The organism is Pontibacillus sp. ALD_SL1, from assembly GCF_017355605.1.
In genome coordinates this window covers 744,840-762,706 of the sequence record NZ_CP062975.1, presented here as the reverse complement: position 1 = coordinate 762,706, position 17,867 = coordinate 744,840, and the positions used below count along the sequence as shown (strand labels likewise).

21 protein-coding genes are annotated in these 17,867 nt (G+C 41.5%); 9 read left to right on the top strand and 12 right to left on the bottom strand.

The genetic code is table 11. The features are described from left to right. The first annotated feature begins 166 nt into the window (after nucleotides 1–166). Nucleotides 167–1,156 (top strand): helix-turn-helix domain-containing protein, encoded by a 990-nt coding sequence (locus IMZ31_RS23355; protein WP_207530846.1) that lies wholly within the window; start codon nucleotides 167–169, stop codon nucleotides 1,154–1,156. A gap of 37 nt (nucleotides 1,157–1,193) precedes the next feature. Here IMZ31_RS23355 and IMZ31_RS23350 read toward each other — a convergent pair whose 3' ends face one another. Beyond that, nucleotides 1,194–1,439, bottom strand: coding sequence for a hypothetical protein (locus IMZ31_RS23350; protein ID WP_207530845.1), 246 nt, complete (start codon nucleotides 1,437–1,439; stop codon nucleotides 1,194–1,196). A gap of 222 nt (nucleotides 1,440–1,661) precedes the next feature. Between IMZ31_RS23350 and IMZ31_RS23345 the strand changes: the two genes are divergently transcribed. Continuing rightward, nucleotides 1,662–2,744, top strand: coding sequence for a 3-keto-alpha-glucoside-1,2-lyase-like domain-containing protein (locus IMZ31_RS23345; protein WP_207530844.1), 1,083 nt, complete (start codon nucleotides 1,662–1,664; stop codon nucleotides 2,742–2,744). A 29-nt stretch (nucleotides 2,745–2,773) separates the two neighbouring features. Here the strand turns inward: IMZ31_RS23345 and IMZ31_RS23340 are convergent, their stop codons facing one another. The 3 genes from IMZ31_RS23340 to IMZ31_RS23330 form a co-directional block, all read right to left on the bottom strand. Continuing rightward, a complete protein-coding gene (locus tag IMZ31_RS23340; RefSeq protein ID WP_207530843.1) occupies nucleotides 2,774–3,037 on the bottom strand; it encodes a hypothetical protein in 264 nt (87 codons plus the stop codon). 65 nt (nucleotides 3,038–3,102) lie between these two features. After that, nucleotides 3,103–4,587: a B12-binding domain-containing protein gene (locus IMZ31_RS23335; protein ID WP_207530842.1), complete on the bottom strand. Its 1,485-nt coding sequence runs from the start codon at nucleotides 4,585–4,587 to the stop codon at nucleotides 3,103–3,105. A 3-nt stretch (nucleotides 4,588–4,590) separates the two neighbouring features. Then, nucleotides 4,591–4,728: a hypothetical protein gene (locus tag IMZ31_RS23330; RefSeq protein WP_207530841.1), complete on the bottom strand. Its 138-nt coding sequence runs from the start codon at nucleotides 4,726–4,728 to the stop codon at nucleotides 4,591–4,593. Between the two features lie 182 nt (nucleotides 4,729–4,910). Between IMZ31_RS23330 and IMZ31_RS23325 the strand changes: the two genes are divergently transcribed. Beyond that, entirely contained in the window at nucleotides 4,911–5,312 is a 402-nt protein-coding gene (locus tag IMZ31_RS23325) for a hypothetical protein (protein WP_207530840.1), read from the top strand. Between the two features lie 154 nt (nucleotides 5,313–5,466). Here the strand turns inward: IMZ31_RS23325 and IMZ31_RS23320 are convergent, their stop codons facing one another. The 4 genes from IMZ31_RS23320 to IMZ31_RS23305 all read right to left on the bottom strand — a co-directional run bounded on the left by IMZ31_RS23320 (nucleotide 5,467) and on the right by IMZ31_RS23305 (nucleotide 6,987). Then, a complete protein-coding gene (locus IMZ31_RS23320; RefSeq protein ID WP_207530839.1) occupies nucleotides 5,467–5,913 on the bottom strand; it encodes a hypothetical protein in 447 nt (148 codons plus the stop codon). 191 nt (nucleotides 5,914–6,104) lie between these two features. Continuing rightward, nucleotides 6,105–6,302 (bottom strand): hypothetical protein, encoded by a 198-nt coding sequence (locus IMZ31_RS23315; protein WP_207530838.1) that lies wholly within the window; start codon nucleotides 6,300–6,302, stop codon nucleotides 6,105–6,107. Between the two features lie 29 nt (nucleotides 6,303–6,331). Then, on the bottom strand, nucleotides 6,332–6,577 hold the full coding sequence (locus IMZ31_RS23310; protein WP_207530837.1) for an LPD11 domain-containing protein: 246 nt from the start codon (nucleotides 6,575–6,577) through the stop codon (nucleotides 6,332–6,334). 41 nt (nucleotides 6,578–6,618) lie between these two features. Continuing rightward, the gene (locus tag IMZ31_RS23305) at nucleotides 6,619–6,987 is read right to left on the bottom strand and encodes a hypothetical protein (protein ID WP_207530836.1); all 369 of its coding nucleotides are present in this window, start codon (nucleotides 6,985–6,987) and stop codon (nucleotides 6,619–6,621) included. A 389-nt stretch (nucleotides 6,988–7,376) separates the two neighbouring features. On the opposite strand from IMZ31_RS23305, the gene IMZ31_RS23300 reads away from it, so the two are divergent. Beyond that, nucleotides 7,377–8,570, top strand: a complete 1,194-nt coding sequence (locus tag IMZ31_RS23300) for an RNA-guided endonuclease InsQ/TnpB family protein (protein ID WP_207530835.1) — start codon at nucleotides 7,377–7,379, stop codon at nucleotides 8,568–8,570. A 168-nt stretch (nucleotides 8,571–8,738) separates the two neighbouring features. Here IMZ31_RS23300 and IMZ31_RS23295 read toward each other — a convergent pair whose 3' ends face one another. Next, nucleotides 8,739–8,927, bottom strand: a complete 189-nt coding sequence (locus tag IMZ31_RS23295; RefSeq protein WP_207530834.1) for a hypothetical protein — start codon at nucleotides 8,925–8,927, stop codon at nucleotides 8,739–8,741. 108 nt (nucleotides 8,928–9,035) lie between these two features. Between IMZ31_RS23295 and IMZ31_RS23290 the strand changes: the two genes are divergently transcribed. Further along, nucleotides 9,036–10,085 (top strand): tyrosine-type recombinase/integrase, encoded by a 1,050-nt coding sequence (locus tag IMZ31_RS23290; RefSeq protein ID WP_207530833.1) that lies wholly within the window; start codon nucleotides 9,036–9,038, stop codon nucleotides 10,083–10,085. A gap of 110 nt (nucleotides 10,086–10,195) precedes the next feature. Here the strand turns inward: IMZ31_RS23290 and IMZ31_RS23285 are convergent, their stop codons facing one another. The 3 genes from IMZ31_RS23285 to IMZ31_RS23275 all read right to left on the bottom strand — a co-directional run bounded on the left by IMZ31_RS23285 (nucleotide 10,196) and on the right by IMZ31_RS23275 (nucleotide 12,216). Then, a complete protein-coding gene (locus tag IMZ31_RS23285; protein WP_207530832.1) occupies nucleotides 10,196–10,480 on the bottom strand; it encodes a hypothetical protein in 285 nt (94 codons plus the stop codon). Nucleotides 10,481–10,555: 75 nt separating this feature from the next. After that, the gene (locus IMZ31_RS23280; protein WP_207530831.1) at nucleotides 10,556–11,647 is read right to left on the bottom strand and encodes a DUF3137 domain-containing protein; all 1,092 of its coding nucleotides are present in this window, start codon (nucleotides 11,645–11,647) and stop codon (nucleotides 10,556–10,558) included. Beyond that, nucleotides 11,644–12,216: a LemA family protein gene (locus IMZ31_RS23275; RefSeq protein ID WP_207530830.1), complete on the bottom strand. Its 573-nt coding sequence runs from the start codon at nucleotides 12,214–12,216 to the stop codon at nucleotides 11,644–11,646. Before IMZ31_RS23275 ends, IMZ31_RS23280 begins: the two co-directional genes overlap by 4 nt. 135 nt (nucleotides 12,217–12,351) lie before the next feature. On the opposite strand from IMZ31_RS23275, the gene dat reads away from it, so the two are divergent. The 4 genes from dat (at nucleotide 12,352) to IMZ31_RS23255 (ending at nucleotide 17,846) form a co-directional block, all read left to right on the top strand. Beyond that, nucleotides 12,352–13,212 (top strand): D-amino-acid transaminase, encoded by an 861-nt coding sequence (gene dat, locus IMZ31_RS23270; RefSeq protein WP_207530829.1) that lies wholly within the window; start codon nucleotides 12,352–12,354, stop codon nucleotides 13,210–13,212. A 28-nt stretch (nucleotides 13,213–13,240) separates the two neighbouring features. Beyond that, the gene (locus IMZ31_RS23265; RefSeq protein ID WP_371825515.1) at nucleotides 13,241–13,879 is read left to right on the top strand and encodes a PAQR family membrane homeostasis protein TrhA; all 639 of its coding nucleotides are present in this window, start codon (nucleotides 13,241–13,243) and stop codon (nucleotides 13,877–13,879) included. Between the two features lie 1,068 nt (nucleotides 13,880–14,947). Further along, a complete protein-coding gene (locus tag IMZ31_RS23260) occupies nucleotides 14,948–15,520 on the top strand; it encodes a YpiB family protein (RefSeq protein WP_207530828.1) in 573 nt (190 codons plus the stop codon). 298 nt (nucleotides 15,521–15,818) lie between these two features. Further along, nucleotides 15,819–17,846: an HD family phosphohydrolase gene (locus IMZ31_RS23255; RefSeq protein ID WP_207530827.1), complete on the top strand. Its 2,028-nt coding sequence runs from the start codon at nucleotides 15,819–15,821 to the stop codon at nucleotides 17,844–17,846. The last annotated feature ends 21 nt before the right edge of the window (nucleotides 17,847–17,867 follow it).

The window sequence follows — 17,867 nt, the reverse complement described above, 5'->3', positions numbered from 1 at the left end:
CTTTTTCTCCTACCCTTTATCATTGCACCTCTTCCTCCCTTTCCCTTTTCAACGTCTTCCGTGTATATGGAAATGGGACATGTCTTCTTCCTCGTAGTAAAACGATACGACATAGACGGATACCCCCTCTCTTTAGTATACTTGGACGATCACAAGGAGGACCGAAATGAAATACGAACATCTTATTCCAGAATGGAAACAACAATATGAAAACGGGGCATCCTTACGTTCCATTGCAGAAGAATACGGGGTAAACAAAATCACGGTTTCCCGAACCTTGAAGGGTCATGTAGTCACAAGACCAAAAAGCAAATGGGCCCGCTACGCAGAAGAATGGATGAGGTTGTATGAAGAAGGGGCGTCATACCGAGACATCGCTAACCGCTACGGGACGGAACCCTCTCTTGTACAGACCCACCTCAAAAAGCTTGGTCTGAAAACGAACGGAAAGAAAAAGTTCGCTCATCTGTCGAAGGCATTCAAAGATGCTTACGAAAACGGAGATTCCTTAGCCGTGATTGGGGATCGTTTCGGGGTATCGAGACAAACCGTTCTGGACCACCTGAATGAAGAAGGGGTTACTGCGCGTACATACGGAGAATCCTCCCGATCGATCCCTTTAAACGAAACCTATTTCGACCATCTTGACCCGCAAAAAGCAGAGCATCTCGGGTGGATGTTCGCAAACGCAACGTGCTTTCTTACAGAAAAGAGCTGGGCCACGGAGTTATATATCCATGAAGATCATCTCGACATTATCCAGGCCCTTCTGCTTGGGCTTCGGGGCATATATGACCCCCATTCATACTATAAAGGGCGTGATGGTATCGTTCGGATTCGCTTTCACTCAGCGCATCTGGCTCGAACCCTTCGATCCTACGGACTCCGTATGAAACATGAAAAAGCCCTTCCTTACTTGAAAGGGGAACTCGGGAAGATGTTGTTTCGCGGGCTCCTGACACTGGGTTCGTTTTATAACAAAGAAAAAAATGATTTAACCTTTTCAGGTCCGCTTCCACTGTTAAAGAGTCTTGAGCCCTATCTCCTCCCTTTGGCGGATGAGGATTCACTCTTTTGGTACTCGTATAACGAACACCACCGCTTAACGGTATATCGGAATGAGATTGTAAACCTCATTTTTGATACGTACTGTTAGCAAAAATAGAGCAGCGAATTGTCGCTGCTCTATTTGATTATTTTGAGTACCTTTCTCTCAAAATACGGTTGGTGTATTCTGAGATATAGTAGTCTTCCTCGTTCTTGTAGTCGACTTCATTTTTCCAATCCTCGTGAACTCCCACGAAATCTTCAAATGCAACATGCAAATCTCCAACAATGGCATCGGGAGAGATAACCCCTTCCGCTTGTAACGCACCCCATATGAAGGCCACTTCAGCCACCCTTGCAAAATCCTCTTCGTCGTATGTTCTGATTGTCATTTTAACGGACACCTGAATCACGTCTCCCTTTTGGTTTTATTTTATTCCGTCCTGCTGTGTACACTCCCATTATACCTCTTATGTAATCAGGTGGGAGAAAAACGATAGTGTTTCCTGGATTAGAGGAGAGGGCTCTGTCTGGACACACGTCCCCCTTTTTATCTTTTTTCCTTGATTATACAACTATATTGAATATAGTTGCTTTATTCGGGAGGTGGGGCCATGAAGGTTTTTCAAGAAAACCGAAAAGGGGTCGTCCCTTATATTATTGTACTTGCTGTTATTTTGCTGGTAGCGGTTCAGGCATTCCCCCAGCTCAATTTCAGAGCCAAATACCAGACGAAAGAAATCGATAATAAGATCTCCTACACCATGGAGGATTCCACTTCTGGAAGCGTACACACCTCCTCTGGATCTTCTGGATACACGACATCAGGTTATCTGATCGGAAGAGAAATTGAAGGCATTATCAAAAACGTGACGATCGATATATCTCCAGACGCTCCCCCATTCTTATACCATTACAATGACACATTAAAATTAACGGCTATACCTGAAACAACTGAAGGCTACAAACCCGCTCCCCCATTCAAATGTACATGGGGAAATTACCCTTCTTACACGGGCACGGACTGTACCAACACCCCTTCTGCTCGTTTTCCGATCGGGCAGACGGCTGTAACGGTTAAACTATGCGACTCTTATGGTGCCTGCGTGTCAGGAAGACGTTTTATAACAGTCGGATACAAAGATCCGATCCAGGTGATTCATGACGAATGGGAAAATCACGTCACAACAGGGTCGAAGTCAGGGAACTGGGTGTTCGATGAAAGCACGATGACGATTAAAACTACTCAAAATGTTGGGTTCACAGGATACTACAATCCTGATGACAAAGATTTAAAGGATTACAAGATTTCCTTCAGCATGGGCGTGACGGACAGCTGGGATGATGATGCGATTGGTTTCGTGTTCAGGAGGACGGATGATCGGAATATGTACGTGTTCTCCATCGACAATCGAACAGCCAACGGAGGTGTCGGGAGTTATCACAGCGGCCTTTATAAAATCCAAAACGGGAAGAAAACACGCCTCGTTGATCTGATGCCGATGAGCTGGACCCGAAACTCGTTCATGGACGTCGAAATACAAGCGGAGGGAGGCCAAATCGAGATCACCGTAGATGGTCAGCCTGTCGTGAATGTTCGGGATTCAAACCCACTTCTGAAGGGTTCTTACGGGCCATTCACCATTTCACAAGCCAACGGAGAATTCAGAAATTTGAGTGTTGAAACCCTGCAATAAATAAAAGCAGCCGTAAAGGGCTGCTTTTTCTATATACGCTTTAAGAATCCAATCAAACGAGTCAGCCATGTTTGTTTCTCTCTGATTAGAACAGAAGGATACAGACTTCTCAGATTCTCTATCGCTTCTTTTTTTGTTCGCCCAATACCAATTTTCTTCTTATTCAGCGTAAAAATAGCAACGAAACGCTCTCGCTCATCATCCCCCCTTGCGTTTTTAGAGAAAGTTTTGATATATCGCCTCGCGGTTTGATTTCGCTCATCCTCGTATGTTTTACCTTCTTTATCTGTCACCATAAGCTCACCTGCCTAAAACATTTCACGTATTGTAGCAGGTTTTCCTATAAAGGACACCCCTATTACCTGTTTCGAACCCATGATGACAGGACATCGAGCCCCTCTCTTGCGGTTTGGGTGGTCGCATCTGCTGATGAAATGTGAGTTCCCGCCACACCCGCGCCTCCTGCGATGACGGAAACGTTTGGGACCTTTTCTTTGATGTAAGCGACCGCTTCTTCGATCACGGGTATATTTTCTTTCATGGTGCAGGATATTCCGATGTATGAGATATTCATTTTCTCCACGTAATCCGCCAGAATCTCATAAGGAAGCGGGTAAGAGACATTCACCACATCCCACCCATTCGCCCGAAGCACTTCTCCGAACAGCTGAAGAGGCATCAAATGCTTTTCATCTCCGAGTGTGGTCGTCAAAATCACTCCTTCTTTAGAGGATCCGTTACGGACGTACGTTTTTTGCTTGGTGTGCAGAATCTCGCTTGCAGCCACACTCGCCACGTGTTCTTCAGCTACACTTATACGGCCCGTCTCCCAAAGATCACCAATTTCCCGTAACGCCCCGCCAATCAGGTCAATGTACACCTCTTCCACACGTTTATTGTCGGCCAGTCGATCCAGCTCAAACTCGGCCCGACCTCTGTCCCCTTCGATTAAGGCTTCGATAAATCGGTCTTTATCGCTGTTCACATATTTTTTTCTTCCTGCCCGTCCTTGGTACGAAGCAATGAACAGGGACCGATTTACTGGAAGTTCAAACGTCTCCCCGTTTGATTCAATAAGCGGGAGGAAAGGAGCGTTTTCTTTTATGTACATCACTTTTCCCTCTTCTCCGTTAGATAGGCCGACGATGGATTGAACGGGATAAATATGAAGCATCTCCATAAACCCTTTCACAAGGCCCTCATCATAAAGGGTTGGATTTCCTGCTAATTCTTCGAGCGCTTCAAAAGAGGGAAGGGGTTGTCTGTACGTCCGTTTCAAAGTCAGGGCTGAATACACATCAAGGATAGCTATAATAGCCGTATGTCTCTGTTCGTAAGGATGAACATGTATGCCGTCTGGATACCCTGACCCGTTCAACCTTTCGTGGTGAGAACGCGCCAATCTTGAAGCCATGCATGTTCCAACTTGTTCTTTAATCCGTTTTTCTCCAAAAATGGTGTGTTCCTGAATTGCTTTAAACTCGTCAGAAGTCAACTTCCCTGGCTTTTTCAGGATGCTCGTATCCACATCGATTTTCCCGAGATCATGATACAAACACGACTCCGAAAAGACTTCGAGATCTTCCATACCGATATACATCCCGTAAAGGGTGCCGAGTACAAACACATCAAACGAATGCTGATAGGAATACGAATCATCATCCCTAAGTTGAAGCAGCGTATCGAACAACTCTTTGTTATTCATATGAGTTTGAAATAATACGTCGAGGGTTTCCATATGATTTTCTGAAAGAAGTGCGATCCCGTACCTTTTTTCAGAATAAACTTCTTTCATACTCTCGGTAAACAAGGGGTGAAACGATCGATGTCTTCCGTGTCCCAAATGCTAGATCCCCCAGTTATGCAACCTTTTTTTCACCCGATCTGTTATAACTGTCCCCTTCTTCGCGATAAGCTGACCATTTACGTAAATATCCTCATTTATTTTGTTCTCTGTCAACGTACTTTGCGTGCGCACACCCATCAAAAGACACCCCCTGAAAGTCCTATAACACACCACCCTTTTACCCCTAATTTTGTAACTTTACACTACGAATTTCATTTTCGAATCATTTCATTCAAAAAAACCACCTCTTTTCGGGAGTAGTCGGATGGTTTTCTCTTTAAAGCTGTTATACTAAAAAAAAGATAAGGAGAGGATTCGTTATGAGACCAGGAGATCGTTACCTTCATTTCAAAGGAGACACTTATACGTTTTACGGCATCACGCAACACATTGATCAACCGCACATCGATCAAAACTATCAGTATTACACGACGGCAATTAAAGAAGATACGATGGAAGAGGTGAGTGTGTATAAACACAAGTTTCACGACTCATTACTGGCTGCATCGTTGGAGGATCCTCATGTGTTCTATCACAAGAACCGTTTTTGGCTTCGTCAAGTTGATGATTTCTTCGGATATAAAGAAGTGGACGGTGTGTTAAAAAGACGATTCACTCCGACCCCACAAGGTGAATATGGAAAAATGGTCGATGCTGTTGGTGGCCAAAAGATTACAGTATCATCACATTCGTCGCATCGTATTAACCCTCTTGATCTTTAATTTTTCAAACAATCCTTGGTTTGTACACGATGATCGAGGAAATGATACGACGAGAATTTAACACAAAAGAGCATGAACTCCGATGAATTCGCTGAAGAAAACTAAACCGCTTATCACAAAAAAACCGATCCCTTATGGCATCGGTTTTTGTTTGCTATCCTATTTTCTGATCTTCCTCGCTTACGGTTTCTCCGTAAATGGCAGGAGCGCATTTTTGCTCTTGCTCTCCATCACGTTCTAAAGACGTTTCCCCTCTTTGTTCCGTTAGTCTGTATACATCATGCACATAATCAACGATCGAGAAATCAGGTTCAGGGTGATAAACGATTCTTTCTGTCTTTTGCTTCAGAATTTCCTCATCCATCACCTGTTCCGTGCAGTAAATTTTATCATATTTCTTTTTCCCGTTTACCCACTCTTTCTTCTTGGATGCATTCACAAATTCAAACCGAACCCCATTGACACGGACGACGTTTTTCATTCTTTTCACATCCTCGAATCGATGGCACGCCGCTTCGTTCACGATAACCTCCTTCGCGAACCGCGCTGAAAACGTGTCCTGATCCCCGTAAACCACAGCAATTCTTGATGACTGTTTCATGGTGTCTCCCCCATTCACATTGCTTAGCTTCCACCTTATGCTATCACGGTTTTTTGGCTGATGATGCAATCATGCAAACTTTATTGCATCTATGATTGCATCCATGAAGGAATCCCATTCAACACGTTACCCTGAATGCTGACATTCCTTGAAAAACAAAAAAGCGGATGTATCTCATCCGCTTCTCGCAATTATTCTTGTACAACGGCTTCTGTTCCACACTCGCAACACGTCCATGTATTCCTTTCCCTCGGCCCGTGTTTGGTTTCCAAACATTCATGGCTAACTTCTATAAAATCCCCGATTTCATCTACAATCCATTCTTGCGTAATTTGGACTACCGTTACAAAACGTTTGTGATTTTTGTGGTTTGGACATATTGCTCTCATCCTAACATCTCCTTTTTATTTAAAGGGATTTATCCGATCAACTTCTTTTCGTACTCCAAAAGTTCTTCCCATGTTAACCACTCTGGCGTTTTTTCTTTTCCAAAACTGTCCCATAGCACTTTCATGGCTTGGAGTTGTCTCACTTCATCCCCAGCCCACAAATGCTTGGCATGGTGACCTCCGTTCCCTAAATAATACTCGCAATCCTGCTTCATCCGACTTAACAACATGTACCTGAACTTCTCATCATGTGTTAACAGGTCTTCGTATGCCATTAGGTTCATCCCTTCTTAATGCGATTGAAAATGCAACATACTTAACGCAATACACCACAATCCGTTACTTCACCACTGAAGTTCTCTTCGCTCTTCCCTTTTGATTTAAGGGTAAACGAAATCAAGTGATGACGTTTGTACTCATACTTTCTCGTCTTTCCCTTCCCAATGCGTTCCGTCGTCTCTTCAAGTTGAAGATTCTCCACTTCGGAAATCGAACATTCAAACAGATGAGCAATCGCCTGTTTGATTCGTTCTTCTTTATCCGTTTGTTTCCCCTCTGCTACGCAATTGCTGTAAGAGGGCTTTCCTAACGATCGCATTTCAGATTCCAGCCTGAAAAAGAAAACATTGACCCCGTCACTTGTTCGATCATTCGTTTCCTCTAAAGGTACTGTAAAAGCAAGCATACTCATCTTCCTCTCTTTGTTTTTCATTTAAACTACTCACACTATATCACCCATTTCAAAAAGAAGGGAAAACTCTAAAAAAAAGAGACTCCGACTGAGCCTCTTTTCGCAATTGTTTCTTATGAATCCCCGATCTTATCCCAATTGGAATGATTATCGTATGCATCATATTGATCCTATCCCTAAGTAACTACCGAAGCCTATACAAATAAAAACAGGGGAAATCCCTGTTTCAATTAAAAACTCTTCAAATCAAAACGATCGCTCTTTTTAACAGAAGTAAGCCATTCATCCCCCTTCAAAATCTACGATTTAGTGGGGGATGAATGGCTTTTTTGTTCTTATGTTTCTAAGTGTATCTGCATATACTAGGAACAGGAGGTGACATCATGCTAAAGTGCCACAAAATGACATTCCACGCCAACAGAACAACCATCGATCGTTTGTTCCAGTGTAACCGTATATCAGGCGAAATTTGGAACGAGTGTGTACGTCTATCAAAGGAATTTGCTCTCATTAACGGAGGGAAATGGATCAATCAGACCAACCTCCAAAAAGCCATCAAGCGTCGGTATCCCCTCCATAGCCAGTCGATCCAGGCTGTCGCTCATAAATATTTATTTTCCCGTGACAGTACTCGTAAAGCCAGAAAGAAGGGCTACAAAACCAAATACCCATATAAAACGAAACGCCATTTCAACACAAAATGGGCGAAAGACGGGTTTACTATTCATCCAAGCGGCAAAATCGAGTTAAGCATGGGAATATGGAATCGCAAGCAACAACCCCCTCTTACGATCTGGATCAAAGACGTTCCAATCGGAACGATTAAAGAGATCGAGTTGCTCTACGACCGCAAGCTCATGGTTTCTCTTTCGTATGAGGACGGGGCTAAAGAAGGGAAAGTTTCTGGTTCTCATGAGATTGCGATTGATCAGGGTGAGATTCACAGCCTCGCGGCTGTATCGACCAGGAATGAAAGTGTCATCATTACAGGACGGAAGATTCGGAGTATCAAGCGCCTTCGAAATAAGAAAATTGGAGCGCTTCAAAAGAAAATGGCCAAATGTAAAAAGGGATCACGTCAATGGAAAAAATACAATCGGGCCAAACAGTACATTCTGTCCAAGAGTGATGCCCAGCTTAAAGATGCCCTTCATAAGACGTCCAGAAGTTTTGTATCCTGGGCCGTTGAACAAGAGGCTAAACACGTCGTAGTTGGAGATGTAGAAGGTGTCCAGCGCGGAACGTCAGCCCGTAAGAAAAACAAGAAAAAACGTCGTCGAAAGACGACGAATCAGAAACTAAGCCAGTGGCAATTCGGGAAGGTAAAGAAGTACCTGGAATATAAGTTACAAGCAGAAGGGATTACCCTCGAAACCATAGATGAAAGCTACACATCGCAAACATGTCCTGTTTGCGGGTTGAGAAGAAAAGTCTCTTCCAGAACCTATACCTGTCGTTGCGGGTATACGGAACATCGGGATATTCACGGAGCTAAAAATATCCTAAGCAAGCACCTGTACGGGGATATACAGGATATAGGGCCCGTCACATTAAAAAAGTATCTACGGATTGCCTAGCATGAAGTAGTAGATGGTCTGGACCGACCCATACACGTATGTATGTTGCTCTATGGATCCAATCTTTCTGATTCACATCTTTTGAAGATGAGTATGAGGTGCCAACCACCCCTTACATCTGAACAGACGGTTTGGTTTGTGGAGAAACCCCTTCAAATTGCGAAGCAATTAGTGGGGGAGGTTCATTGGTTTTTGTTTATAAGTATGGTTCTTGCCCTTTGTATTCGTTTCGTAATTACTATCATCATAAGCATGCACCCCTTCGTAGGTGGAACCACCTATTGGTGCAGCACTTACCGAACCAAACGAAAACATCAATGCAAAAGCCAAACCTCCTGCCATTAAACTCTTTTTCACAAACATCGCCTCCTTTGACATCGGACACTTCACACCCAAAAAGACTTTAATGTCGAAAAAAGAGTCGCTTTTTTTTATAATAGAGAAAAGCCCAAAAGGAGGGGAACCATGAAACTGACCCAATCTAATGATTTACCAGCTTTGCAGCAGAATCTTTCCTCCTATCTTGGAGACGACGGCAACCCAGATTTGAAAGAGGGAAACGACCACGATCTGATCTCCCTTTTTTATGCTCTGACGCTTGAAAACCGTTCTGAGCCTCTTTCTGATCAAACTTTGCGAGCTTATAAAGCAGACGGAAAGACGCTTTTAAATTTCCTTTCCTCATCTCACCTAACCTTTAAAGAGCTGTCTTTTGTTCATATACAAAATTACAATGCATACGTTCGCGAACATTTTTCGAGACGAACTGCCATACGAAAACTAGACTTCTTTAAACGAATCCTTCGTTTTGGATACGAAGCCAACTTCTATCCTAAAGACTTATCTGTTTGGGTGAAAAAACCAAAACGAATTAAAGGACACATGTCCTCAAAAGGGAAAGAACAACGTGCAGAGTTTCGTGAACTTTCGGTTGAGGATGCAAAATCTATTATTGATGCCTTACCCGCTTTAGTACAAAATCCTGTATTGAAGAAACGCAATGTCCTCATAGGCATACTCCTTTTTACAACAGGACTTCGATCTAGTGAGATCATCTCCTTGAACTGGGGGAGCTTCCGTTACACGTCTCAGAATGAAGTCGTCGCAGATGTCTTAGGCAAGGGATCGAAACACCGCACGATCCCAATCAGACAAGAGACCGTTCCTTACCTTAAAGAGTACCGCTCCTTGCTAGGGAAAGATCCTTCTTTACAACCGAATGACGAAACACCACTTTTTCTGGCATCCAATCATCGGCATGAGACTCGATTGAGTTACGATACCCTTTATAAAATGATTAAAAGAGCGGTATCTTTGACTGATAAAAACCCTCATACGAGTCCACACTGGTTCAGGCACACGTATATTACGCATCTCCTCGAGCAAGACGTTCCGCTCGCTGTTGTAAAAGACCTTGCAGGACATGCGGACATCTCAACGACGAATATGTATCTTGAGCGAATTCAACAGGATCGGCTGCACGAACACACCAAACACATATCTTTCGGTATGTGAATTCATCCTAAAACCACGAAGAACGATAAATTCTTCGTGGTTTTTTAAAGCATTTCAGACACGTATAATAAGTTTCCCATGCACACCTAATCGCTTCTGTAATGTATGCATTATTGTTTCAATAAGGATTTTGTTACTTCAATAGCCTTTTGCTTTTCTTTTGCTGGCGCATACGGAGCCCAGCTTCCGTTAAACAACACCTTTCCTTCTACTTCGATTTCATATGTGTACCGATTAAAAAGATGTAAAAGACGATCCCGACAAATAATAATACGCACATCCTCCCTCTGGTACGTCACCTGATCATTCAAAACCTTCACTGTGCCTTCTTCGGGATACTCGCTTTTAACAAACGCCATTTTGTAAAGTTGTTTTAAAACTGATTTTGTTCCCATACCCTCCCTCCTCATCATAAGTTTGACGGAACATCCCTCATTCACCTTCGCGCATATACGAATGTCCCCCCCTCCTCACACTTTCCATATATCCACATTTAACTCCAGCTCTTCTATGATACCTATAAGATTAGAGAAAAACTCATACTCTACCTTCAGATCTTGCTCCGTTAAAGGTTTATTCAGACGACCTTCAAACAAATCCTCTCCTTCAAACTCCATCCCTATATAAAGCCGATTCTCCTTAAATGTAAGATTCACTTTGCGGCCCATATTTTCTCTCATGTTGTAAATTTTCTCCATCAAGGACGTCGAGAGTATGTAGCGTGATTCAATTTGACTGTCGGCATAAACATTAAAGACCTCGTTGAACTCCACATTTTCTAAATGCACCTTTTGACGCTTCCTCTTCCCGAAAACAAAGAAGAGGACAAGAGACACGACGATTGGAATCCATAACCCCTTGGCTCCTTCAAACGAGATTTCTGATCCCGTAAAAATAAATATAGAACCGAAAACGGAGGCAAATACACCAAAAACCAAAAGAACCATCAGCAACGAAAACCAATTACCTCCGCTCTTAGGGAGTTTCTTTCCGTTATCCCGAACAACGGTCACCCCTTTGAATTCTTTATTAAACAAACTTTCAAACAAGATTCCGTCAAATACCGTTCTGTAACGACTTTTGTTTTCATTGTCTCTGTAATGTTCTTCAGCCTTTACCTCGCTGAAAATAAACGGAACATCAAGATACGTTGACTCGAATGTATCTTCACTTTTAAAACGGTCCATACCACCAAGGTGCTGTTCGATGACCTCGCTATGATTAAAATCATCCATGTTTACACTTCCGTTTTGGGTGTACCTCACTTCTTTTTCCAACATATACTCTAACATGCGATGCAATATAGGTTTAAAAACCCTTTGATAAGCATCATAATGCGGTTTATAGATAAAAAATCCAAAACCCGTTAAAGCAAAGATTAAAGTAAACAAGGCTGGGTAGATAGACTGTAAAAACAACCCCAAACCCAAGCAGATAAACACTGCTATCACACCATAAATGATCCCTTTCTTTTTGAGACCTCCTAATTCCTTATTTCTCACTTCTTCCGCTTCTGCTCTTATATCGCTCAGGTTGGATACGACCTCTTCAAAGGACCTCATTCATGATCACCAAACATCCCTGAAACCGACACCCTCTGTTGAGCCCGTTCTTCAGCTTTGAATGAATCAATTCTCTTAAATTTCCCTCCGAACATCCCTGCTACTATATTTGTCGGGAAAGTTTCTAACTTATTATTAAACGCGTAAACCGCTGCATTAAACGCTCTTCTTGAAGCGGACAACTTATCTTCTAAAACATTAATCGTTTTTTGAAACACTTCAAAGTTTTCTGTTGAGCGAATATCTGGATACTCTTCTCCTACCATATTTATAAGAGATGCGCACTCATCCAATTTGTTATTTAACTCGATCTTCTCTTCCATTGTTTGAGGTACATACCCGCCCTTTCGCATCTTTACCACTTCCGTAAACACCTTGTATTCATGTTTCACTAACCCTGATAACGTTTCAGCCTGCGTCGATATATTATCAAAACGCTCTTGTAAATGCGCTTCTATTCCAGCGAACGCTTCATCAACTTTATTCTTTTTGGAAACAAGGCTATTATACTCTGAAACCAGATAAACTCCTCCGACCAAAATTAACCCTCCTGCTGCCCACAAAAACATAAAACCCCCCCTTTTTTTATAGAACTTCTATCTTACTTCCTTATTGAAAATTGTCAATAAAAGTAATAGGCACACTCGACAAGGGGTTTTATGGTTTTTGAAAAAAGATAGATTACATTCTATAAAGCGAGGTGGATGCCGTTGGACTCCTATGTGTTAAAAGATTTGCAAGTCGCCTCACCACAAGAGGCGCTGTATCCGATGGAAGAAAGAGGTCTTCAGTTTGGAGATGGCGTGTACGAGGTCGTTCGTATTTATCGAGGAATGTATTACCTTTTGGAGGAACACATCGACCGATTTTTTCTATCTGCCAAAGCGATTGGGATTACCCCCCTCTTCCGTAAAACAGAACTGCTTAACGCCCTTTTTGAACTACTAAAGCAAAACAACATAACAGAAGACTCCATACTCTATTTTCAAATCACAAGGGGTTCCCATCCACGAGACCATGCTTTCCCTTCGCAGGCCAGACCTAATTTTTATGCGTATACCAAGAAAGTCCCGCGCAGAACATACGAAATGAAAAACGGAGTATCAGCCCTTTTAAGTCCAGATGAGAGGTGGGCAAACTGTTATATAAAAAGCCTGAACCTCTTACCCAATGTGTTGGCCAAACAAGAAGCGGTCAGTCAAGGTCATTTCGAAGCGATTCTTCACCGAAATCATATGATTACAGAGGGGAGTTCATCCAACGTATTTATCGTTCAAAATGGTTGCGTTTACACACATCACACTAACCGAAACATATTACACGGCATCGTACGAGAAAAGATCAAACATTTTTGTTCTTCTGCCTCTATTCCGTTTTTTGAATCCGCTTTTTCGACTGAATGTTTATGGAAAGCGGACGAATGCTTTTTGACCAGCAGCACGTGCGAAGTAATGCCTGTAACCCGCATCGGTTATACTCCAATAGCTACGGGAAAAGTGGGCGAGATAACCAAAATATTGCAACAACACTACGAGAAAGACGCCAGAATCGACCACAACGAATAAAACACGTTCTAAGAAAGGTGGTTTCATTGTGAATGTTCATACCTTCTCTAAAAAAGAAGAGCTTGTTAACGCCCTTTCTCACGGCATCGGTCTTGTATTTAGTATTTTTGCCATAACGGTTTTGGTCATAAAAGCTTCTGTCTATGGAAATGCCTGGCATATCGTTAGTTATTCCATTTATGGCGTAACGATGATCCTTCTTTACGTTTCCTCTACACTTCTTCATGCCCTACCTGTGGGGAAGGCTAAAAGCGTGTTCGAAATCCTTGACCACTCATCAATATACTTTTTTATTGCAGGAACCTACACCCCTTTCTTGTTTGTAATCGCAGAAACGGCGGTAAGATGGACTCTATTCGGGATTATTTGGGGAATTGCTATCGGTGGAACGGTATTCAAAGTATTTTTCGTGCGAAAATTCAAGCTTTTCTCCACTCTTTTATACGTGGGACTCGGTTGGATGTTCGTTCTGATTTTAAAACCGACTATCGATTTTCTTCCCCAAAGAGGAACCATTCTACTAATAAGCGGTGGAGCATTTTACACTTTAGGGGCAATATTTTATGTATGGAGAGGCTTCAAACATCACCATGCTGTCTGGCACAGTTTTGTTTTACTGGGGACGTTTCTGCATTTTTGTGTAATCTATTTCTATCTAACACCATAATTCATGACCATTCTTCTTTACTTTATCATTCCATTCCTTATAATTCCCGCAATCACACAAGGAGGTATGGATATGATTAATCCTGAAGTATTTTCTGAGATGACATTATGGACCATTATAGGGAACGTAATTTCTTCATTTTTGTCTTTTCTATAAGCCAGTATGACCCCGAAAACCAACGGCTCTATTGCTCGTTGGTTTTTATATTCTTTAGCGCCCTTTGCCACAAGCAAATTTACCACGCTACCCCTTTTTAAGAAGGGTTTTTACTCCTTAAGTTTAATTTTAAACTGATAGGAGGTTACTGCCTTGGAGAACTATATTTATATTATTCTTACTGACACAGGGACTTGGTTATCAAAGTCCATAAAAACATATACTCGCGCTCCATATAATCATGTCTCATTATCACTAGACATCCAACTTGAGCGAATGTATAGCTTTGGCAGAAAACATGCTTACAACCCATTCATTGGAGGATTCACACACGAGGATGTACTAACGGGAACTTACAATCGATTTCCGCGGACCCAATGCGCCATATACAGGTTAAAGGTAACCCAACAACAAAAAGATCAGATCCATTCCCACTTGCAAAGCTTCATAGAAAATAAAGACGAATTCTTTTATAATTTCGCAGGTCTATTCGGCGTTGTGATGAACTATCCCTTGGAGTTCCAATCCTCTTATTTTTGTTCTCAATTCGTCTCAGAAATACTGAGAAAATCTGGTATTACTCTCTGGGATAAATCTTCTGCCCTTGTATCTCCCGATGACTTCAGGGTTCGACTGGACAAATCCCTCTTATTCCAAGGAGAACTAAGGAATTACCCGCCTATAAATATAAAGGTTTCCGTCTTGGACCCGCCACCACCAAAATTATCAATTTCGAACGATTTTGTTAAACCTATGAGTAAAACCTTTAAAAAAAGCACGTATCGTCACAGGACTTCTAGTCTCCACCTCTTAAAAAAAAGCCTCGACTACCTCAAACACTCTCTTTAACCCTTGTTTTAGAGGAGTGTTTTTTCTTTTGTGCAATTCGTATAAAAGAAAGGGAGGGATTCCATGTCATCTGTTCCGAAAGAGAACAAAAAAAGATTTATCCAGTGGCTTTTTGCCCGTTATAATATCCAGTCTCAAGAAGCATCCTGGGTGTTAAATCGTTTACTACGCCACGAAGACATGCTTGAACGCGTTCGCTTTGTTAACGATATACGGGAAACCCCGTTTGGCATTTCCATTACCATCGATCCAGGAACCAATTCGGACAGCATTTTATTTGTGAAACGAAACATGATTTGTCCTACTGATCAAGGGATGGAAACCATCCGCAGTTCCATGAATTTGATTATTTATATGCATGTTAACGTTAATTCTCTGTTAAGGCATTCTATATTCTTGTCGGTTATAGAAGACAACCCGCATTTCCCTAAAAAAACCTCTTATAATTCCCTTAAGTACGAAAAAGAGGTCGACGAATTCCTGGAAAAAGTGCTCGCTCAAAGGAAAATCAACACGATCCGTCAGCGCATCGATGCGTCACTTGATAAAGGGGACAAAGAAGCATTTTTTAAACTTACAAAAGAACTTAAAAGTTTGTCTCCTAACCAAATCACGCAGGAGAGGAATCCTCTTTAGCAGAAAGGAGATATGCACATCCAACCAAGCTTCTAGTGCTTGGTTTTTTATATCATCCCAAATGTTTCTCAACCTCGAATTCACACACGCACACAACAAGGAATGACGTCATTTATTTTGAATTCTCATTATCTATTTGAATTTAAAAGCTTTCAGCTCCTATTTTTTGACCCCCTTCCCCTTTTTACTGTCCGTTATATTCATTTAACCCATTAAATAAATTCGTTTTTTTGCCGTAGTCCGATGTTTTATGTCGTTAATATATGTAACCAGTTTTTGTTCGAAAAGGAGGGTACGTATGTTTAAATTACGATATATTTCTCTGCTGTTATTTTTCGTTTTTGTTTCAGCTTTTGTCTCTCAACCAACTTCAATGTTCGAGGAGGAAATCTCTCTTGGAGAGGTGAGCGACAAAACCATTTTTGCTCCAAGAAGTGTTACATATGTAGATAAGGAAGCAACCGAGCAACTAAAACAAGAAAAACTCTCTTCCATCAAAGACATCTATTCGATGGATGAGACTGTTTCAGAGACTATTATTCAAGATTTCGATCAATTCATAAAGGAATTGATTCTCGCAAAAGAAAATCTAGCTAAATCTAACAGTGAAGAGGAGAAGAAACCATCTAAAAATGAAATAATAAGCAATCTTCATAATCCATACAACCTAAGTGAAGAGGAAGTAAACAAATTCCTTTCTTTGACTATTGGCGAACTCGAAAAAATGAACGACATTTTCCAAAAAGAGCTGGAATTAATCTTTGAATCTGGCATTACTGAAGGGAATGTGGAAAGCGTCCGAAAAAACTTCCAGGAACTCAAAAACAATACGAATTTCTATTTATTCTTTTCAAAAGAGATAATCGAAACATTATCCCACCATCTAAGCAATCAGATCACCCCTAATTTCATTCTGGACGAAGAAGCCACCAATAAAAAGAAACTGGATGAACTCGCTAGCGTAGGAGACGTTGTGATTGAAATTAAGAAACGAGAAGCTATTGTGAATATAGGAGATCGGGTGAACGAAATACAAATCAAAAAATTAGAAGAATTAGGCATAATAAACCAGTCTTATAATTACGAAGAAGCTTTTATGCAACTTCCTTTATTCATCCTGTTCTTCGGATTGTTTTACATTTATGGTTTTACATTTAAAAAAGAAGCTTTTAGCAAAATGCGTACCTTTCTGTTTATTTTCAGTTCCATGTCGGTCGTCATTGTGCTCACAAACGTTATTCCTGAGTCATTCCTGAATTTTTCTTTGTTTTTACCTTTACTCACCATTTTAATGATTTTCACCGTTTTTTGGGGACGCTCGTTTATCATCGTTGCATCCATTGTCCTTGGTGCTTTGGTATCTCCTGGTGACCTAGACTATTTGCTGGTATCTGTAACAAGCGGATTCCTGTTGGCCGTAGGCTTCAAACCCAATAGTAAACGGATCAACATCTTGTTTTCAGGCGTTATACTGGGCATCGTGTTAGGTCTCTCTGAATTGGGAATTAGTTACGCCCTTAGTGCTGCCATCCATATTGACACATCGATCTCGCTTCTTGCCTGTTCGTTTATTGCCGCTGTCCTTACCGTAGGCCTCATCCCTTTAGTCGAGAACAGCTTAGGATTGGTTACATCTGTTCGCCTCTACGAATTATCAGATCCCAACCATAAACTTCTAAAAAATTTAATGAAACATGCTCTTGGCACATATACTCATAGCATTATGGTGGGGAATCTAGCTGAGATGGCAGCAGAAGAAATTGGCGCCAACGGCCTTTTACTGAAGATCGGAGCCTATTTCCACGACGTTGGTAAACTTAAAAACCCTCATTATTTTATTGAAAACACTACCCCAGATAACAACCCTCATGACTTACTCGACCCTTACGAAAGCGCCCAAATTATAAGAAGACACCCACTAGACAGTATTGAAATGTGCAGAAAATACAATTTACCAGAACCGATTATACGTTTAATCGCTTCTCATCACGGTGATTCATATCTCAATCATTTTTATGAACGCGCTAAAGAAAGCAATCCAGAAACAAACAAAGAGGACTTCAGATATCAAACCCCAACTCCTTCTAGCAAAGAAGAAGGAATCCTTTTGCTTGCTGATAGCACAGAAGCCTATGCAAGATTCCTTTCCTCTTCTGACATAGATCGAGATGATTTTGCGAGACGAATAGAATCTAATATCTTAGAAAAAGTTGAGGAAGGCATCCTCCGAAATTGTTCCCTAAGCCTTCATGATTTGGATAAGATCACTAAAGTTTTTGTGAATTACCTCGTGAATTCAAATCATGAGCGGATTTCTTACAAATAATCATTTTATTTCATGTTCCAA